Annotated in this window: 22 protein-coding genes; 13 read left to right on the top strand and 9 right to left on the bottom strand. The window is 63.8% G+C overall.

What is annotated here, in order from left to right:
- Nucleotides 1-81: 81 nt before the first annotated feature.
- Nucleotides 82-471 carry a RidA family protein gene (locus tag BG60_RS25825; RefSeq protein WP_008352667.1) on the top strand — a complete coding sequence of 130 codons (390 nt, stop codon included), beginning with the start codon at nucleotides 82-84 and terminating at the stop codon, nucleotides 469-471.
- A 6-nt stretch (nucleotides 472-477) separates the two neighbouring features.
- Here BG60_RS25825 and BG60_RS25820 read toward each other — a convergent pair whose 3' ends face one another.
- Complete coding sequence (locus BG60_RS25820) at nucleotides 478-1074, bottom strand: alpha-ketoglutarate-dependent dioxygenase AlkB family protein (protein WP_008352670.1); 597 nt, start codon at nucleotides 1072-1074, stop codon at nucleotides 478-480.
- A 189-nt stretch (nucleotides 1075-1263) separates the two neighbouring features.
- Here BG60_RS25820 and BG60_RS25815 point away from each other — a divergent pair, with 189 nt between their 5' ends.
- Nucleotides 1264-1659: a response regulator gene (locus BG60_RS25815; protein WP_008352671.1), complete on the top strand. Its 396-nt coding sequence runs from the start codon at nucleotides 1264-1266 to the stop codon at nucleotides 1657-1659.
- A 6-nt stretch (nucleotides 1660-1665) separates the two neighbouring features.
- On the opposite strand, the gene BG60_RS25810 is transcribed toward BG60_RS25815, so the two are convergent.
- Nucleotides 1666-2472, bottom strand: coding sequence for an endonuclease/exonuclease/phosphatase family protein (locus tag BG60_RS25810; RefSeq protein WP_008352672.1), 807 nt, complete (start codon nucleotides 2470-2472; stop codon nucleotides 1666-1668).
- 50 nt (nucleotides 2473-2522) lie between these two features.
- Nucleotides 2523-3044 carry a hypothetical protein gene (locus BG60_RS25805; RefSeq protein ID WP_008352673.1) on the bottom strand — a complete coding sequence of 174 codons (522 nt, stop codon included), beginning with the start codon at nucleotides 3042-3044 and terminating at the stop codon, nucleotides 2523-2525.
- 328 nt (nucleotides 3045-3372) lie between these two features.
- Here BG60_RS25805 and BG60_RS25800 point away from each other — a divergent pair, with 328 nt between their 5' ends.
- From BG60_RS25800 to BG60_RS37155, 6 genes are all read left to right on the top strand, one after another.
- Nucleotides 3373-4350 (top strand): AAA family ATPase, encoded by a 978-nt coding sequence (locus BG60_RS25800; protein WP_008352674.1) that lies wholly within the window; start codon nucleotides 3373-3375, stop codon nucleotides 4348-4350.
- A gap of 185 nt (nucleotides 4351-4535) precedes the next feature.
- Nucleotides 4536-5636, top strand: a complete 1101-nt coding sequence (locus tag BG60_RS25795) for an NAD(P)/FAD-dependent oxidoreductase (RefSeq protein WP_008352675.1) — start codon at nucleotides 4536-4538, stop codon at nucleotides 5634-5636.
- A gap of 132 nt (nucleotides 5637-5768) precedes the next feature.
- On the top strand, nucleotides 5769-6086 hold the full coding sequence (locus tag BG60_RS25790; protein WP_008352676.1) for a high-potential iron-sulfur protein: 318 nt from the start codon (nucleotides 5769-5771) through the stop codon (nucleotides 6084-6086).
- A 170-nt stretch (nucleotides 6087-6256) separates the two neighbouring features.
- A complete protein-coding gene (locus BG60_RS25785) occupies nucleotides 6257-7546 on the top strand; it encodes an MFS transporter (RefSeq protein WP_034473246.1) in 1290 nt (429 codons plus the stop codon).
- A gap of 124 nt (nucleotides 7547-7670) precedes the next feature.
- The gene (locus tag BG60_RS25780; protein WP_034473245.1) at nucleotides 7671-8051 is read left to right on the top strand and encodes a hypothetical protein; all 381 of its coding nucleotides are present in this window, start codon (nucleotides 7671-7673) and stop codon (nucleotides 8049-8051) included.
- 23 nt (nucleotides 8052-8074) lie between these two features.
- A complete protein-coding gene (locus BG60_RS37155) occupies nucleotides 8075-8218 on the top strand; it encodes a type II toxin-antitoxin system YoeB family toxin (protein ID WP_200889185.1) in 144 nt (47 codons plus the stop codon).
- 48 nt (nucleotides 8219-8266) lie between these two features.
- Here the strand turns inward: BG60_RS37155 and BG60_RS25775 are convergent, their stop codons facing one another.
- On the bottom strand, nucleotides 8267-8575 hold the full coding sequence (locus BG60_RS25775) for a hypothetical protein (RefSeq protein ID WP_008352684.1): 309 nt from the start codon (nucleotides 8573-8575) through the stop codon (nucleotides 8267-8269).
- A 9-nt stretch (nucleotides 8576-8584) separates the two neighbouring features.
- Nucleotides 8585-9340, bottom strand: a complete 756-nt coding sequence (locus BG60_RS25770) for a Mut7-C RNAse domain-containing protein (protein ID WP_033536938.1) — start codon at nucleotides 9338-9340, stop codon at nucleotides 8585-8587.
- On the opposite strand from BG60_RS25770, the gene BG60_RS25765 reads away from it, so the two are divergent.
- From BG60_RS25765 to BG60_RS25750, 4 genes are all read left to right on the top strand, one after another.
- Nucleotides 9339-10334: an NAD(P)-dependent oxidoreductase gene (locus BG60_RS25765; RefSeq protein ID WP_268811672.1), complete on the top strand. Its 996-nt coding sequence runs from the start codon at nucleotides 9339-9341 to the stop codon at nucleotides 10332-10334. The two genes, BG60_RS25770 and BG60_RS25765, sit on opposite strands and share 2 nt — an antisense overlap.
- Before the next feature lie 67 nt (nucleotides 10335-10401).
- A complete protein-coding gene (locus tag BG60_RS25760; protein ID WP_008352688.1) occupies nucleotides 10402-11031 on the top strand; it encodes a LysE family translocator in 630 nt (209 codons plus the stop codon).
- Nucleotides 11032-11184: 153 nt separating this feature from the next.
- Nucleotides 11185-11625: a hypothetical protein gene (locus tag BG60_RS25755; protein ID WP_034473244.1), complete on the top strand. Its 441-nt coding sequence runs from the start codon at nucleotides 11185-11187 to the stop codon at nucleotides 11623-11625.
- Between the two features lie 7 nt (nucleotides 11626-11632).
- Complete coding sequence (locus tag BG60_RS25750; protein ID WP_034473243.1) at nucleotides 11633-11998, top strand: response regulator; 366 nt, start codon at nucleotides 11633-11635, stop codon at nucleotides 11996-11998.
- A 235-nt stretch (nucleotides 11999-12233) separates the two neighbouring features.
- On the opposite strand, the gene argC is transcribed toward BG60_RS25750, so the two are convergent.
- From argC to BG60_RS25735, 3 genes are all read right to left on the bottom strand, one after another.
- Nucleotides 12234-13187 carry an N-acetyl-gamma-glutamyl-phosphate reductase gene (gene argC / locus BG60_RS25745; RefSeq protein WP_008352692.1) on the bottom strand — a complete coding sequence of 318 codons (954 nt, stop codon included), beginning with the start codon at nucleotides 13185-13187 and terminating at the stop codon, nucleotides 12234-12236.
- 46 nt (nucleotides 13188-13233) lie between these two features.
- Nucleotides 13234-13848 (bottom strand): flavodoxin family protein, encoded by a 615-nt coding sequence (locus tag BG60_RS25740; protein WP_008352694.1) that lies wholly within the window; start codon nucleotides 13846-13848, stop codon nucleotides 13234-13236.
- A gap of 126 nt (nucleotides 13849-13974) precedes the next feature.
- Nucleotides 13975-14565: a YbhB/YbcL family Raf kinase inhibitor-like protein gene (locus BG60_RS25735; protein WP_034473241.1), complete on the bottom strand. Its 591-nt coding sequence runs from the start codon at nucleotides 14563-14565 to the stop codon at nucleotides 13975-13977.
- Nucleotides 14566-14857: 292 nt separating this feature from the next.
- On the opposite strand from BG60_RS25735, the gene BG60_RS25730 reads away from it, so the two are divergent.
- Nucleotides 14858-15571, top strand: coding sequence for a response regulator (locus BG60_RS25730; RefSeq protein ID WP_008352699.1), 714 nt, complete (start codon nucleotides 14858-14860; stop codon nucleotides 15569-15571).
- 82 nt (nucleotides 15572-15653) lie between these two features.
- Here BG60_RS25730 and BG60_RS25725 read toward each other — a convergent pair whose 3' ends face one another.
- Complete coding sequence (locus tag BG60_RS25725) at nucleotides 15654-16340, bottom strand: orotate phosphoribosyltransferase (RefSeq protein ID WP_008352701.1); 687 nt, start codon at nucleotides 16338-16340, stop codon at nucleotides 15654-15656.
- Between the last annotated feature and the right edge of the window lie 32 nt (nucleotides 16341-16372).

Genomic DNA, 16372 nt, shown 5'->3' with positions numbered 1-16372 from the left:
CGGCGCGCGCGCAATTTTGGCGCGCTAACGTGCCGGTTCTGCTTTATATCGAACGCAAAACGGGGAGACGAAGTGACTCAGATGCCGAAATTCACGATGGTCGATGCCGCGCCGACGCCCGTCGGCCCTTTCTCGCACGCAGCCGAAGCCGACGGCTGGGTGTTTCTCACCGGTCAGATGCCGACCGATCCGAACGACGACGGCGCGCCGTTGCCCGAAGGCGTCGCCGCGCAGACGCGCCGCGTGATGGACAACCTGATTCTCGTGCTGAACGGCGTCGGGCTGACGCTCGACAATGTGGTCAGCGTGCGTATCTTTCTGACCGAGTTCAAGCGCGACTACGACGCGATGAACGCGGTGTATCGCTCGTACTTTCTGCCGAAGCCGCTGCCGGCGCGAACGTGCATCGGCGTGACGGGGCTTGCGCGCGATGCGCTCGTGGAGATCGATTTCGTCGCGAAACGTCCTTGAGCGCGATTACTTCCGTTTCGACGCATCGACCCAGCGGAAAGTGAGATTGATGCGCTCGCCGCGCGCCCCCGGCTCTTTCGGCACGCGATGCACCCATTCGCGCTGCGTGCGCCCGCGCATCACGAGCAGGCTGCCGTGTGTGAGCGCGAGCGTGTGCGTCGCGTGCGTGCGCGCGTGACGAAACTCGAAGGTGCGCGTCGCGCCGAGACTCACCGATGCGATCACCGGCTCGGGCCCGAGTTCGCGTTCCTTGTCGGCATGCCATCCCATGCTGTCGAGGCCGCTGCGATAGCGGTTGAGCAGCACGCTGTTGAAGCGCGCATCGCAGGCGGCCTCGGCGCGCTCGCGAAGTTGCGCGACGGCGGGCGTCCACGGCTGCGGCACATTGCGGATGCCGGAATAGACATAGACCGCGTCCGGTTCGCCTTGCCACGCGGTCAGGCGCGGCAGCGGCACGCGGCCGCCCGGCGTGGTCATCGTGTCCTGCTGCCAGGCGACTTCCGCGATCAGGGCGCCCATCAGATCGCAAGCCGCGTCGGCGTCGATCCAGTCCGGATGCCACGCGATGTCGGGCTTGGGAATGTCGTCGAAGAGATCGAACATGACTGTGGTGCGAGACGGCGGCGGAAGGAACGTTCACGATAGCAGAGCCGCCGGGCGGCGTGATCGCGGAGTCGTTTTCTTGCCCGCGAACCCGCTGTGCTACATTGCCCCAATCATCTCAATAACGTCGTGCGAGGGTCGGAACATCCGCTTTGGCCTTTTCGCGCGACGACGGCAACGGGGAACTGCATGAACACCACCGCCCAAGCAAGCGGCGGCACGGTGCCGGGCCGCCGCATCCTGCTCGTCGACGACAGCGTCGATGCGGCGCTTGCCATGTCGATGCTGCTCGAAGCGCTCGGCCATGAAGTCCGCACCGAGCATGACGGCCCGCGCGCACTCGCATCGCTCGACGATTTCAAACCGGATGTTGTGGTGCTCGATATCGGGTTGCCGGGCATGAGCGGCTTCGACGTCGCGCGCGAAATGAGAAAGCGCGACGCGACCCGAAGCGCGCTGCTGCTTGCATTGACCGGCTGGGGCAGCGATGCCGATCGTCGCAGCGCGCTCGACGCGGGCTTCGATCATCATCTGACGAAGCCCGTCACCATCGCCGATCTGGAAGCGCTGCTCACGAAGCCCTGAGCGCGCTCACTCCACGCGCAGCCGCGCCATGTACGGAAGGTGATCGGACAGCCACGCGGTGTCCTGCGTCGGCACGAGCCATTCGACCGGCTTCAGGCCGCGCACGAACATCTTGTCGAGCGCGAGCGCCGGTGAGAAAGCCGGAAACGTGCGGCCCGATTCGCCGAGCATCGTCGCGACTTCGCTCATGCCAAGTTCGCCGAAAAGCGGCACGGAGTCGTTGCGCCAGTCGTTGAAATCGCCCGCCAGCATGAGCGGACCTTCCGGCGCTTCCTTCGCGATCCAGTGCGCGATCCAGTTCATCTGACGCAGCCGCGCCTGCCGCGTCAACGCGAGATGCGCGCACAGCAATGTGATGGCCTGACCGGCGAAGGTCGCGCGCGCGACCAGCAAGCCGCGCTTTTCGAAACGATGCGCGGAGATGTCCCAGCGCCCGGAAAGATCGAGCGGATGCGGCGAGAGAATCGCATTGCCATGCCGCCACGACGGCTTGAACACGTTCGGTCCGAGCGCGATCTGCAATTCGAGCGCGGTGGCGATCTCGGTCGCCTGGCAATGCCAGACATCGTCGAGCGGCGCGTCGAACGGCTTGCCGAAGCCGCTTGCGAGCACGGGCTGCGGCATGCGCCGCGCCATCGCTTCCTGAAGAAAATAGACGTCGGCGTTGGTGGTCTGAACCCACCGTTGCATCGCGGTCCACGCGCGCAGGCCGAGGGGCGAGCGGCCCTTGTGCAGATTCCAGCTGACCGCCGTGAAATCCGGCGTGGCCGAATGAGCGGACGGGCCTGGCGGAAGATGTTCTGGGTTTCGCATGCGTTCTTTGTCTCGAGCGGCGGCCTCTTGAGTCTATGTCACCGCGGTTGTCATTGCGCCGCCGCCGGCGACCCCAGGCTCGCGCGTACCCGGTAGGCGAGCGACGGATTGCTGTCGATGAGCTGCCACTGCGCCCATTCGCCTGGCTTGAGCGCCAAGCCCGGATGCGATCCGCTCACCTGACGCGGCACCGGCGGCAGCTTGCAGCCCGAGGGCGATGCGCGCGAGCTGTCGTCCTGCAAGGTTTCCTGCGCGTCGATGGCGAGCGTGATGTCGTCGGCGTTCGCGCGCGTCGGCGAAATGGTGATGGTGCGTTGCAGATCGATGTCGCCGGCAGGCTGATCCGCGCAGCCGACGCGATTCTGCACCTTGTTGTGATGCGTGTCGGTGCGCGCCTGTCCGACGTTCGTCGTGCCGGAAAACGAGTCGATCTGTTGTCCGTCGCGCACGACCTGCAACTCCCAGGTCACCGGTTGCGATGGCGCGGTCTGCGCCTGCGCGTTAAGCGCGGCAAGACCGGCGCCCGTCATGAGCGCGGCATTCAGAAAGACGGTGCGTATCGTTTTATGCATTGAAAGCGACTCCTGCGCGCGGACTGTTCGGATGGCGGCGCGGCTGGCGCGTCGCTGGATCGGCGTTCTCCGGCGAATTCGTTGTGACACGGCGGCGCAGGTACGGTTCAGCCAGACCGCGCAACACATAATTGTGGACGAACGAAACGAATCTCAACCTGGCCTGACGCGAAGCAGATTTCGAACCCGCTCGCCGCGTCGTCCGACGATGATACTCGCACGCTTTGCGCATCGCGATTAGCAGCACACGCGTTCGACTGCTCGCTTGCGTGCGGTTTTGGCGTCGATACACTGGACTCGTCGACCATAAAAATTGACGGGGTGTGACATGACGACGGCCGTGGTCAAACAGGAACTCGCAGTGGCATCGTTCAGCAAGGTCTACAGTCTCGACGATGTGGAGTCCGCGCTCAACGATCTCTCCGAAGGCGCGAACGACGCCTTGCGCGCCACTTACGAAAAAATGCTCAAAGTGGGTAATCTGCGTTTCTGCGTGAAGCCGAACCGCATGCCGTCGGTGGACGATCTCGCCGCCGACCTGCCGAATTTCGAGGAGCCGCTCGCCGATATCCGCAAGCAGATCGCGCTGTGCCTCGAAACCGACGATCGCCTCGAACTCATGCCGATGCTGCTGCTCGGCGAGCCGGGCATCGGCAAGACGCACTTCGCGAAGCAACTCGCGCGGCTGCTCGGCACGTCGAATCACTATGTCGCGATGAGCTCGCTGACGGCGGGCTGGATCCTGTCGGGGGCGTCGTCGCAATGGCGCAATGCGAAGCCCGGCAAGGTGTTCGATGCGCTCGTGAACGGCAGCTACGCGAATCCCGTCATGACCGTCGACGAAATCGACAAGGCCACCGGCGACGCGCAATACGATCCGCTCGGCGCGCTCTATGCGCTGCTGGAGCATGACACGGCGCAGACTTTCGTCGACGAATTCGCCGAAGTGCCGATCAACGCGGGCAACGTCGTGTGGATCGCGACGGCCAACGACGCGCGCGCGATTCCCGAGCCCCTGATGAATCGCATGAACGTCTACGAAATTCCGCCGCCCGATCGCGACGGCGCGCGGCGCATCGCGCAGTCGATTTACGCCGAAATCCGCAATGCTCATTCGTGGGGCGCGCGTTTTCCGGAAACACTCGGCGACGCGCCGCTCGACGCGCTCACGCAGGCGTCGCCGCGCGGCATGCGGCGCGCGATGCTGAACGCGTTCGGCAACGCACGTATCGACGGACGGCATCACGTCGAAGCGCGCGACATTCAGATCGACCGCAACCTGCGCAAAAAAGCGATCGGCTTCTGAAAGCGCGCCGTTCGCGAAATTGCCGAAAAGGCCGCCAAAACCTGTCGTTTTTGACATCTGGCGGCCAGATTCTTGCCTTTTTCTGAATTGCACCGGAAAACGATCTAATCGGCGTGCATTTGTTGTGTAACGCGCAATAGTCCCGAACGTAAAATAGTTGGGACAAATCTGCCGCGGAAGAAGACATGGATCGGATCGAGTGCGTAGTAATCGGGGCGGGCGTCGTCGGACTGGCGATCGCCCGCGCGCTGGCCAAGCGCGGCCGCGAAGTCATCGTGCTGGAGGCGGGCGAGGGCATCGGCATCGGCACGAGCTCGCGCAACAGCGAAGTCGTTCACGCAGGCATCTACTATCCGCGCGGATCGCTGAAGGCCGAACTGTGCGTGCGCGGGCGCGACATGCTCTACGCGTTCTGTCAGGAGCACGGCGTGCCGCACCGGCAATGCGGCAAGCTGCTCGTCGCGACGGCGCGCAATCAGGTGCCGCAACTCGCGGCGCTGGAACAGAAGGGCATCGAGAATCGCGTGAAGGGACTCGTGCGCATCAGCGGCGCGCAGGCGGCCGAGATGGAGCCGCAACTTCAATGCGTCGAGGCGGTGTGGTCGCCGCTGACGGGCATCGTCGACAGTCATCAGTACATGCTCGCGCTGCAGGGCGAGGCGGAGAATCACGGCGCGAATATCGTGTTCCATACGCCGGTCACGTCGGTCGATGCGCGCGAAGGCTGCTTCATCGTCGAGACGGGTGGCGAGTCGCCGGCGCGCTTTCGGGCGTCGTTTCTCATCAACAGTGCGGGCTTGCATGCGAACGAGATCGCGCGGCGCATTCGCGGACTGGACGATCGTCACGTGCCGCCGCTCTACTTCGCGAAGGGCAACTACTTCAGCGTGAGCGGACGCGCGCCGTTCGAGCGGCTCATTTATCCGATGCCGAACGAAGCCGGCCTCGGCGTGCATCTGACGATCGATCTCGGCGGGCAGGCGAAGTTCGGTCCGGACGTCGAATGGGTGCAGGCGCTCAATTACGACGTCGATCCGCGTCGCGCCGATTCCTTCTACGCCGCGATCCGCGCGTATTGGCCGGGTCTGCCCGACGACGCGCTTCAACCCGCGTACGCGGGCATCCGTCCGAAGCTGTCCGGTCCGGGCCAGGCGGCGGCGGATTTCGTGATCCAGGGCAAATCGGCGCACGGCGTGCCGGGACTCGTGAACCTCTTCGGCATCGAATCGCCGGGATTGACGGCATCGCTCGCGATCGCCGAACGCGTCGCCGACATGGCGCGCTGACTGTCATGCGACTTTCCGCCGTGCCTTATCTCTAACATTTGGCGTCGTCGACTCGCTTTCAGGTTGCTATGCTCGGGTATCGCCGTCGCCAAGAACGGCGCTATCCCCCAATACAACATGGAGTGAGTCACCATGAAGACATCACGTCGCACGTTTCTCATTACCAGCGTGGGCGTCGCATCGACGTTCGCGCTCGGCTCGAAAGCGGCCTTCGCCGCCGACGCCCCGAAAGTCGCTGAAAGCGATCCCACCGCGCAGGCACTCGGCTACAAGGAAGACGCGAGCAAGGTCGACAAGGCCAAGTTCGCGAAGTACGCCGCCGGGCAGGACTGCGGCAACTGTCAGTTCTATCAGGGCAAGCCGACGGACGCCTACGCGCCGTGCCCGATGTTCAGCAACAAGCAGGTCGCGGCGAAGGGCTGGTGCAGCGCCTATGTGAAAAAGGCATAAGCGCGGCTCGCTCCCGAGCCGAAGCGCGCCCGGCCGAAAGGCACGGCGCGCTTTTCTTCGTTCGCAATTAGCTTGATCGGGAGAAAAACCGTCTTTACACTCGCCAAGGAAAAAAGAGCCGCGCGTTCGCATCTTTAAAGCGCGGACACCCACTGAACTTGGGGGATCGCATGCCAGGAAGAGCATTGAACGCGCGCGCCGTGATGGCGGCGGTCATCGGCAACGCGCTGGAGTGGTACGACTTCACCGTGTTCGGCTTCATGACGGTCGTCATCGCCCGCTTGTTCTTTCCGAGCAGCAGCGATTATTCGTCGATTCTTCTGACCACCGCGACCTTCGGCGTCGCGTTCGTGATGCGTCCCGTGGGCGGCATCGTTCTCGGCCTGTATGCGGATCGCGCGGGGCGCAAGGCGGCGCTGACGCTCGTCATCGGACTGATGACGCTCGGCATTCTCCTGCTCGCGATAGCGCCGCCGTATTCGGCGATCGGCATCGGCGCGCCGCTCGTCATCGTGTTCGCGCGGCTGCTGCAGGGATTTTCCGCTGGCGGCGAGTTCGGCAGTTCGACCGCGCTGCTGATCGAAGCGGCGCCGTTTTCGAAGCGCGGCTTCTACGGCAGTTTCCAGATGGCGAGCCAGGCGGCGTCGCTCCTGCTCGGCGCGATCGTCGGCTCGGCGATTTCGCGCGGACTGTCGCCCGAAGCGCTCGATTCATGGGGATGGCGCGTGCCGTTCATCTTCGGTCTCGTGATCGGGCCGGTCGGGCTGTACATTCGCCGCAACATGGCCGACACCGAAGCGTTCCTGCACGCGAAGAAAACCGCGCGCCGGGCGACGCTCGGCGAAGTGTTCAGCACGCATGGCCGCGAGGTGCTGTGCGGGCTCGGCTCGGTGATCGCGTTGACGGTGAGCGTGTACGTGCTGATTGCCTATCTGCCGACGTTCGCCGTCAAGCAATTGAAGCTGCCGTTCGGTCAGTCGTTCACGGCGTTGATCGTCGGCAATCTTCTGCTGACGGTGCTGTCGCCGGTCACGGGCGCGTGGTCGGATCGCATCGGGCGCAAAGGGCTGTCGCTGTGGTCGCTCGCGATCACGCTCGTCATCATCTATCCGCTTTTCGCGTGGCTCGCGGCGGAACCGAGCGTGATGCGGCTCGTTGTCGTGCAGGCGCTGCTGTCGATCGCGCTGTCGGGATACTACGGGCCGTTCGGCGCGCTGATCGCGGAGCTGTTTCCGGCGCACGTGCGCTCGACGGGGCTTTCCCTCGCGTACAACATCGCGGTGATGATCTTCGGCGGCTTCGGACAGTTCATCGTGACGTGGCTCATCCGCATGACCGAATCGCAACTCGCACCCACGTTCTATGTGATGGGCGGGCTCGTGCTCTCGCTGATCGCGGTGGCGTGCATCCCGGCGACGCGCCATGCGGATGTCGACGAAGCGCGCGACCTCGCGCGTTAGGCGGAAGCCGACTACACGGCCGGGCGCGCGCAGGCGATTCTTCCTAACCCGTTCGGACAGGTGGCATGGGGCGAACGTTGGCGGTCATAATCTGCCCATCGTCGTGCAAATGCGAGGGCGGAAAATGGTTAGGACCGTTGAATTAATCGAGCGTAAGTATGAAGCGGCGCGGGCAGCGGGGCGGTTGTCGAGCGAATGGGGCGAGATGCCGTTGCTGGATTCGGAGAAGCTCGTCGTGGTTCCGAAGGACAGGCTGGCGCTCTACATTGCGCGGCTTCAAGAGGTCGAAAACGAGCTTTGCCGGCGGACAGTCGACGAGACGTTCGAGTTGATGGAGGCGCAGGGTGTCAGTTTTCTTACGCCGGCAGATCTCGAGGACGAGGAAGCGTCGCAAGGTGGGAAGCCTCTGCGAGCGCGGCGCATACGTAGGACGCGGGCGCCGAAATCGTCGTTTCTCAATATGTTTCGCAACATGTTCGCGAAACGAACGAAGCAGGCCGGATGATGGGGCGCGGCGTGAAGTTCTTGATGCCGAGCTGGTGTGATTATCACCAGTGGCGCAGTTCGGATGCGAAGACCTTCGAGAAGCTGACGAGCCTGATCGATGAGTGCTGCCGCAGCCCGTTCAAGGGAACGGGCAAGCCGGAACCGCTCAGGCACGACAAAGCGTAGTCGCCGCGCATCGTTCGCTGCCGCGGCCACCACGGCGACAACCAGCGCTTACCGCTCCAGCCCCGCCTTCACCAGCAACTCGGCCAGCACTTCCGTCATCCCGCCTTCATGCGCTTCGGCGCGTTCCTTCAACTGCTTGACGAGCTTTTCATCGAGCTTGCACGCGAACGGCACGAGCCCCTTCGCCTGATCCAGCTTGCGCTGTTCGCGCCGATCGACCTTCTGCGCATCCGCTGCGCCCACGCGTGCCCGGCCGCCCTGCTTGAGGTCGTTGGCGAGTTTGAATGCCTTGTTCTGTTCCAGTTCGAATTTGTTCACGCGATGCTCCGATGCGACGATTGATTGCAAGTCCGACATTGTACGGAACTAGCGACCCGCCTCCGCCAGCGCATCGATGCGCGCCCGCATGCGCCGCCAGTGCGAGCCTTCCCAGAACACGCGATGGCACACATCGCAGGTCACGAAGCGCGCATGCCGCTCACGTACGCCCTCGGGCACGCGGCCGTCGATCTCGCCGGGCGCGGCCGGACGCAATGGCGCGTTGCACATCAGGCAGAGACGGAACGCGCGGACGTGCGGCGCGAGATCGAAGCGCTCCGAGACTTCGCGGAACTGGTCGTCGGCTTGCAGGGTCCGCACGTAGCATCCTCGCAAGACGGTGCGGCGCTTGAGCAATTCGCGATCGCGCGTGAGCACGATGCGCGCTTCGTCCTGCGCGAGCTGCTCGATTTCATCGTCGGGGAAGTTGTTGTCGTAGCGCGTGTCGAAGCCCGCCAGTCGCAGCAATTGCGCGAGTCCGCCGAGATGCGCATCGGCGATGAAACGCAGGTCCGCGGCGTCGAGCGGCGGGCGCAGCAGCAGCGCGCCGTTCTCCATTCCGGCGGGCGCGTGACGCGCGGGATAAACCTCGATGAGATCGTCCGGCTCGATCGGGGCGTCGAATCCAACCGCGCGGCCGGCCTTCACGATCAGATCGACTTCGGTATGCGGCACGCCGAGCGCCTCGATCATGTGCTTGGTCGACGAAGACTTCGCGCACGCGCACGCGAACGTGTGCCCGCGCAGGGATCGAGCGAGGAAATCGTTCAGTTCGCGATGGAAGTGAAAGCGCGCCTTGACCATGCAGCAGTATGGCATTGCGCGCTTCTGCGCGCTTTCCGGCGATGTGCTTTACTGGCGCTCGGTCCGCGCGGCATTGCGCGCGCGGCAAGCGGACAAGGCAAAGGAGCACACGAGCATGGATATCGGATTCATCGGATTGGGGGAAATGGGCGGCGCGATGGCGGAGCGCGCGCTCAAGGCGGGGCACAGCGTGCGCGTCTGGAATCGCTCGCGCGACAAAACGCGCGCGCTCGCGGATCAGGGCGCGTCGGTCGTCGATACGCCCGAGCAGGCTTTCGCCGGCGACGCCGCGTTCTCCATGCTCGCCGACGATACCGCGCTGCGCTCCGTGCTCGTCGATGGCGGCCTGCTCAAGCACGCGCCGAAAGGCCTGGTGCACGTCAACATGGCGACGATCTCGGCGGCGCTCGCCACCGAGCTCGCCGAATTGCACGCGCAGCACGGCGTCGCGTATGTCGCCGCGCCGGTGCTCGGCCGGCCGGACGTCGCGGCGGCGGGCAAGCTCAACATTCTCGCGGCGGGCGCGAGCGAAGCGATCGACCGTGTGCAGCCCGTCCTCGATGCGCTCGGCCAAAAAACGTGGCGCGTCGGCAGCGAGCCGCAGCACGCGAACGTGCTCAAGCTCGCCGCGAATTTCATGCTGGCGTCGGCGATCGAGAGCTTCGGCGAGGCGGCGGCGCTCGTGAGCGGCCACGGCATCGAATCGCAGATGCTGCTCGACGTCATCACGAATTCGCTGTTTCCAGGACCGGTCTATCAGGGATACGGGAAGATGATCGCCGAGCGGCGCTACGAGCCCGCGCTCTTCAAGGCGCGTCTCGGACTAAAGGACGTGCGTCTCGCGATCGCCGCGGGCGACGCCGTCAACGTGCCGCTGCCGGTGGCGAGCGTCGTGCGCGACAATCTCGTCGATGCGCTCGCCCACGGCGACGGCGAGAAGGATTTCGCCGTGCTCGGTCAGGTGGCCGCGCGCCGCGCGGGGCGCGAATCGTAAATCGATGTCGTGGCGAAGGCGGTCAAACGGCATAATTCGAATCCCGTTTCTTCCTCGCCACGCCGCAATGAGCCTGCATCTCTGGTGGCTGTTCGTCGCCACCGTCTTCGTCGTATCCGCGATTCCCGGCCCCAACATGCTGCTCGTCATGACGCACGGCGCACGGCATGGTCTCGAGCGCTCGACCGCCACCATGGCCGGCTGTCTGACGGCGCTCGTCATCATGTTGTCGGTGTCGGCGGCGGGGTTGGGCGTGTTTCTCGAAGCGTGGCCGCGCCTCTTCGACACGCTGCGTCTGATCGGCGCCGCGTATCTCGTCTGGCTCGGCGTGAAAAGCTGGCGCGCCAAGGCGGGCGCGATCGACGTGCGCGACGAAACCGGCGGCGCGCATGCTTTCAGACCCTTCACGCTTTTTCGCAACGGCTTTCTCGTCGCGAGCAGCAATCCGAAGGCGATTCTCTTTGCGGCGGCGCTGCTGCCGCAGTTCATCGATGCAAGCCGGCCGGTCTTGCCGCAATTCGCGGTGCTCGTGTCGACATTCGCCGTCATCGAGGTGAGCTGGTACGCCGTGTACGCGGGGCTCGGCGCGCGCATCGGCGACAAACTGAAAAGCGCGAGCGTCGCGCAGGCGTTCAACCGGCTGACGGGCGGCGTGTTCGTCGGCTTCGGCGCGATGATGGCGCTCGTGCGTCACTAACGCGCTTCCAAACGTCTGCAAAAACGGGTGCGTGACTTGCTGCCGTTTTGAGTGCTTCATTCGCTTTCGAACAGACATACGCGAATCGGCAGCGCATAGTCGCGCTCGTCCGGTTCGCGGCGAAACGAAAAGAACAGCTAAAAGGAGGCGCTCATGGATGAGACAGGCCGACGCGCCGTTTTCGCCGCGCTCTTGCCGCTCTGCTTCGGCATGCTTTCGACGACGTGCGCGCGCGCCGACGACACGCCGAATCCGTGCGATGCGCTCAAACGCGTGCTGTCCGCCGCGCCGAATTTCTCGTCGCTTTCCGCTTTCGACGGCCGCGCGATCGCGCTTCCCTACGGCGACGACGCGAAGTGCGCCGCTTCGCAAACCAACTATCGATGCACATGGACGCCGCGCGGCGGATCGAGCGCGGATTCGCTGCAGGGCGTCGCGGCGGACATCGCCTCGTGCGTGCCCGACGCGACGCACGATCAGAATTCGCCCGCGCGCCAGCACTTCTATCTGGGCGCACGCGGTGCGCGCACCGAGATTACGGCGGCGCAGGCCGGGTCGAACAAGCTGACACTCGAAATTTACGGTTCCCGCTGAGGCCATCATGAGCAAGCGCATCCTGATAGCCGACGACGACGACGATGCGCTCGCCGGTCTCGCGAACTTGCTGACCGGCATGGGCCACGAGGTCGCGCTCGCGGCGAACGGCGCGCAGGCTGTGGAAGTCGCCGCGCAGTTCGACCCCGAAGTCGTGATCCTCGATCTCGGCATGCCGCTCGTCGACGGACTTGCGGCGGCGCGCCAGTTGCGCAAGCTGCCGAACGGCCACGCGTTGATGCTCGTCGCGCTCACCGGCTGGGGGCAGCCCCAGCATCGAGAAATGACGCTCGACGCAGGTTTCGACATGCATCTCGTCAAGCCGATTTCCACGGATCAGCTCCAGTTCATCCTTTCGATGATGCAGCCCTGAGTTTCGTCGGCGTGTCGGGCGTCAGCGCGCCGCAACGGCCATGTTGCGATGCACCAATATTCTTGGTATATTTACTCCTGTCTCCTCCATGTCTCCACTGATATGGATTCAGCCCGTCGACCCTGGCGGGCTTTTTTTCGTCGGTACCTTCCGATGCTGCGCCGCACCGACTGATACGAAAAAGGCCGATTCGCCCCGTAGCGAATCGGCCTTTTTTGATTCGGCTGAAGCTCGATCAGCGGGCGAGCCCCGTCTCTTCGTCGGCGCCGATCGCGAGATTCATACACTGGATCGCCGCGCCCGACGCGCCCTTGCCCAGATTGTCGAGGCGCGCCACGGTCACGAAGCGCTCGTCGTTGCCGAATACGAAAATATCGACGCGATTCGTTTCGTTGCACGCCTGAACGTCGAAGAAGCCGGCGTCGAGGTTACTCTCAGCGTCGAACGGCATGACGCGCACGAAGGGCTCGTTGTTGTAATACTCGGCGAGCATGTCGCGCACGTCCTGCGGCTTCGCCGGGCGCGCGAGCTGGTCCGGCGAGAAATACGTCGTCACGGCGAGACCTTTCAGGAACGGTCCGACGATCGGCGTGAAGACCGGCGCGCGTTTCAGACCCGTGCGCACCGACATTTCCGGCAGATGCTTGTGCGTCAGGCCGAGCGCATACGGGCGCGGGCTCATCAGCTTGTCGTCGCCGCCTGCTTCGTACTCCGCGATCATCTTCTTGCCGCCGCCGCTGTAGCCGGTGATCGAATAGGCGTGAGCGTGGAAATCGGCGGGCACGAGGCCGCCCGCGACGAGCGGCTGCACAGACAGCACGAACGCCGACGCGTGGCAACCCGGCACCGCGATGCGCTTCGCCGTGCGCAGGCGCTCACGCTGCGCGCGCGACAACTCCGGCAGACCGTACGCCCAGTCGTCCTGCGTGCGGAACGCCGTGCTGGCGTCGATCATCACGGTGCGCGTGTTGTCCGGCGCGACGAGCGAAACCGACTCGCGCGACGCGACATCCGGCAGGCACAGGAACGTCACGTCCGATGCGTTGATGAGGCGGCGGCGCTCCTCCACGTCCTTGCGCTTCGCATCCTCGATGCGCAACACTTCGATGTCACGGCGCTGCGACAGATATTCGAAAATCTTCAGGCCGGTGGTGCCTTCCTGTCCGTCGACAAATACTTTCGTGGTCATCTCGATCTCGCTGGTTCGTGCGGGCGCTCGCCGCAAAACGGACATTTTAGTGCGAATTCGAGGCGGGTTGATGTCCGTCGTTGTCGACGGCGGCGCGATCGCCGATCCAGCGCGCCGTCACAGCCGCGACGCGCGCGCCGAAAACCTTCGCCGTCTCCAAATCGCCGATCGGCGGCGCTTCCTCCGGCGAGGCATCCGCGGGCGATTGCGTGAGCAGTCCGGTGAATCCGCCGACGAAATTCAGGTCGTTGCGCGTGGCCGCCTTCGTGTTCGACGGCATCATGCCCGTGCCGACCCAGACCATGCCGTGCTGCATGGCGAGCGTTACGAAATACGAGATCGTCAGGAATTTGTCGCCGTTCATGTGCGCCGAATTCGTGAAGCCGGCCGCGATCTTGTCCTTCCATTTCTGCGCGAACCACGGTTTCGAGCTTGCATCGGCGAATTTCTTGAAATCGGCGGACGGCCCGCCCATGTAGGTCGGCGCGCCGAAAACGATGGCGTCGGCGGCGTCGAGTTCGGCCCAGCCAGCGTCGTCGAGCTCGCCGACGGCGATCAGCTTCACGTTCGCGCCGGCGTCCGTTGCGCCGCCGAGCACGGCGTCCGCGACCTTCTTCGTGTGGCCGTAGCCGCTGTGATAAACGATGACGATGTTCGGCATGGTGTCCCCGAGGTCGGTCCGTGCGCGGCGGCACACGCCGAAGGCGCGCCGTGCGGACGGTTCGGGCCAGTCTAGCAAAGACAATTTTTGACCGACCGGCGCGACCGCACGGTTCTCGACGTCCGACTATCGCCCGTATGTGAAGGTGAGTCGCGCGCTGGCGATGGCCATTGTGCGGATTTCGTGTTCGAACATGAGTGCGGGCGTGCCCTGGCGCAAGCGTAGATCGGCGCTGTTGAGCGCGTACACGGTCACGATGTAGCGATGCGGCTTGCCGGGCGGCGGGCAGGGGCCGCCGTAGCCGTCCGTGTCCCAGTCGTTGCGCGATTCGATGGCGCCCAGCTTGCGCAGCGCGCCCGAAGCGCTCGCGTTGTTCGGCAGCCGATCCGTGCCGGCGGGAATGCCGGCGACGGCCCAGTGCCACCATCCGCGCCCCGGCGCGTCGGGGTCGAAGATGGTCACGGCGAAGCTGCGCGCGTTCGAAGGCGCGCCATGCCAGGAAATTTGCGGCGATCGGTTGCCGCCCTTGCACTCGGATTGATCGAAAAGCAGATCGCGCCCGATAGTCTTGCCCGGCGCGAGATCCGTACTGGTCACGGTGAAGACCGGATCGGCCGCAGCGTCGCGCGAAATGGGAAAAACCGCCGCCGCCAAGGCGATGAACAGTACTGATACGACATGGCCACTCGAACTCACGCGTCGGCCGGTGAGGCGCATGGGCTGAACTCCTGTCAGTATCGCCGCGCGTTATAGCAGCGTTTCGCTGGCCGCAACGATGTTTTTTGTCTCAGTGATGCGCTTCGGACCAGCTTGCAGTTTAACATTGCAACAAAGCATTAAAGCTTGGATTCCTTGGGACTTAACCGATGGCGCATTGTGCGCTCGCAGGTTTGGACGTAGTGAAAGCAGCGCCTTGACGGCGACGACTTCCGACTCTATTGAATGTAGAAATGAGTAATTCGATGCAGATTCGCGCGGCAACAAATCGACTGAAATACAGGAGAGTTAAATGAGCCAGCGAATAAAAGTCATTATCGCAGACGACCATCCGGTGATCCTTTTCGGCGCGACGCAGGCGCTCAACAAGTTTCCGGAGGTTGACGTCGTCGGGCAGGCGCGTCAGTCGACCGAACTCATCCAGTTGCTTCAGAAGTCTCCATGCGACGTTCTCGTCACCGATCTCGCCATGCCCGGCGGTTCGTACGGCGACGGCATGCCCTTGCTCGGCTACATCGGACGGCAATTCCCGCGGGTCAAACTCGTCGTGCTGACGATGCTCGAGAATCCGGCGTTGCTCAAACGTTTGCGCGAGGTCGGCGTGATGTCCATCATCAATAAGGCCGACGACATGAATCACATCGGCTGGGCGATCCAGCACGTGATGCGCGGCCAGGAATACCTCGGGCCGTCGGTGAAGGTCGCGCTCGACAGCATGGGCCTCGGCGCGAGCGGGCAGCAGCGCAGCGTCATCCTGTCCAAGCGCGAGCTCGAAGTGGTGCGCCTGTTCGTCTCGGGCATGACGATCACCGAAATTGCGGCTCAATTGCGGCGCAGTATCAAGACGATCAGCACGCAAAAGAATACGGCGATGCGCAAACTCGGCATCGAGCGCGATTCGGAATTGTTTCAGTACGCGCAAAGCAACGGATTAATGAACCTGTCGGCGTATTCCGGCGACGGCTCGCTCGACGATTCCTCGCTTTCCAATCCGAACTCGCTTTAGTTCGTCCGCTTGCAGAATTAAAAAAACCGCTGAGTTTAATCAGCGGTTTTTTGCATTTTCATTGCCTTGCGACTGTCAATATTTATTGCGGAGCCGCAGTTGCACCGCCGTGCGCGGCCGACCATTCCGCCGGCGCATGCAGGAATTTCTCGACTTCATCGAGCGTCTTCGTCTCGAAATAGCCCTGTTCCTTCGCGACGCGCAGCACGTCCCACCATGTGGCGAGCGCGTGCAGATCGACGTCGATGTCCTTCAGCACGGACACGCTTTCCTTGAAGATGTTGTAGTGGAAGAGCACGAAGCAGTGATTCACCGTCGCGCCCGCGGTGCGCAGCGCGTTGATGAAGTTGATCTTGCTGCGGCTGTCGGTGGTCAGGTCCTCGACCAGCAGCACGCGCTGGCCTTCGGTCAGCAAACCTTCGATCTGCGCGTTGCGGCCGAAGCCCTTCGGCTTCTTGCGCACATATTGCATCGGCACCATCAGGCGATCGGCGATCCACGCCGCGAACGGGATGCCAGCGGTCTCGCCGCCGGCGACCGCGTCGATCTGCTCGTAGCCGACGTCGCGCAGAATGGTCGCTTCGGCCATCTCCATCAGGCCGCGGCGCACGCGCGGGTAGGAGATCAGCTTGCGGCAATCGATATACACGGGGCTCGCCCAACCGGACGTGAAGATGTACGGTTTTTCCGCGTTGAAGTGCACCGCCTGCACTTCGAGCAACATCTTGGCGGTGGTGTCGGAGATCGTCTGGCGATCGAAGCCTGTCATGGGCGAATCCTTGGACTTGTGTGGCGCTTGGA

It is taken from the genome of Caballeronia zhejiangensis, assembly GCF_000698575.1.
Lineage (GTDB): Bacteria > Pseudomonadota > Gammaproteobacteria > Burkholderiales > Burkholderiaceae > Caballeronia > Caballeronia zhejiangensis.
The sequence above is the reverse complement of the archived record's forward strand: the minus strand, read 5'-3'. Positions and strand labels throughout refer to the sequence as shown.

Coding starts and splice junctions, on each gene's coding strand:
- BG60_RS25740 (WP_008352694.1), bottom strand. CDS start 13,848: ATGCCGAACATCGTCATCGTTTATCACAGCGGCTACGGCCACACGAAG.
- BG60_RS25765 (WP_268811672.1), top strand. CDS start 9,339: ATGCAGCAGTATGGCATTGCGCGCTTCTGCGCGCTTTCCGGCGATGTG.
- BG60_RS25820 (WP_008352670.1), bottom strand. CDS start 1,074: ATGTTCGATCTCTTCGACGACATTCCCAAGCCCGACATCGCGTGGCAT.
- BG60_RS37155 (WP_200889185.1), top strand. CDS start 8,075: ATGCCGAGCTGGTGTGATTATCACCAGTGGCGCAGTTCGGATGCGAAG.
- BG60_RS25825 (WP_008352667.1), top strand. CDS start 82: ATGCCGAAATTCACGATGGTCGATGCCGCGCCGACGCCCGTCGGCCCT.
- BG60_RS25775 (WP_008352684.1), bottom strand. CDS start 8,575: ATGTCGGACTTGCAATCAATCGTCGCATCGGAGCATCGCGTGAACAAA.
- BG60_RS25750 (WP_034473243.1), top strand. CDS start 11,633: ATGAGCAAGCGCATCCTGATAGCCGACGACGACGACGATGCGCTCGCC.
- BG60_RS25815 (WP_008352671.1), top strand. CDS start 1,264: ATGAACACCACCGCCCAAGCAAGCGGCGGCACGGTGCCGGGCCGCCGC.
- BG60_RS25810 (WP_008352672.1), bottom strand. CDS start 2,472: ATGCGAAACCCAGAACATCTTCCGCCAGGCCCGTCCGCTCATTCGGCC.
- BG60_RS25725 (WP_008352701.1), bottom strand. CDS start 16,340: ATGACAGGCTTCGATCGCCAGACGATCTCCGACACCACCGCCAAGATG.
- BG60_RS25760 (WP_008352688.1), top strand. CDS start 10,402: ATGAGCCTGCATCTCTGGTGGCTGTTCGTCGCCACCGTCTTCGTCGTA.
- BG60_RS25780 (WP_034473245.1), top strand. CDS start 7,671: ATGGTTAGGACCGTTGAATTAATCGAGCGTAAGTATGAAGCGGCGCGG.
- BG60_RS25785 (WP_034473246.1), top strand. CDS start 6,257: ATGCCAGGAAGAGCATTGAACGCGCGCGCCGTGATGGCGGCGGTCATC.
- BG60_RS25735 (WP_034473241.1), bottom strand. CDS start 14,565: ATGCGCCTCACCGGCCGACGCGTGAGTTCGAGTGGCCATGTCGTATCA.
- BG60_RS25805 (WP_008352673.1), bottom strand. CDS start 3,044: ATGCATAAAACGATACGCACCGTCTTTCTGAATGCCGCGCTCATGACG.
- BG60_RS25770 (WP_033536938.1), bottom strand. CDS start 9,340: ATGGTCAAGGCGCGCTTTCACTTCCATCGCGAACTGAACGATTTCCTC.
- BG60_RS25800 (WP_008352674.1), top strand. CDS start 3,373: ATGACGACGGCCGTGGTCAAACAGGAACTCGCAGTGGCATCGTTCAGC.
- BG60_RS25730 (WP_008352699.1), top strand. CDS start 14,858: ATGAGCCAGCGAATAAAAGTCATTATCGCAGACGACCATCCGGTGATC.
- BG60_RS25790 (WP_008352676.1), top strand. CDS start 5,769: ATGAAGACATCACGTCGCACGTTTCTCATTACCAGCGTGGGCGTCGCA.
- argC (WP_008352692.1), bottom strand. CDS start 13,187: ATGACCACGAAAGTATTTGTCGACGGACAGGAAGGCACCACCGGCCTG.
- BG60_RS25795 (WP_008352675.1), top strand. CDS start 4,536: ATGGATCGGATCGAGTGCGTAGTAATCGGGGCGGGCGTCGTCGGACTG.
- BG60_RS25755 (WP_034473244.1), top strand. CDS start 11,185: ATGGATGAGACAGGCCGACGCGCCGTTTTCGCCGCGCTCTTGCCGCTC.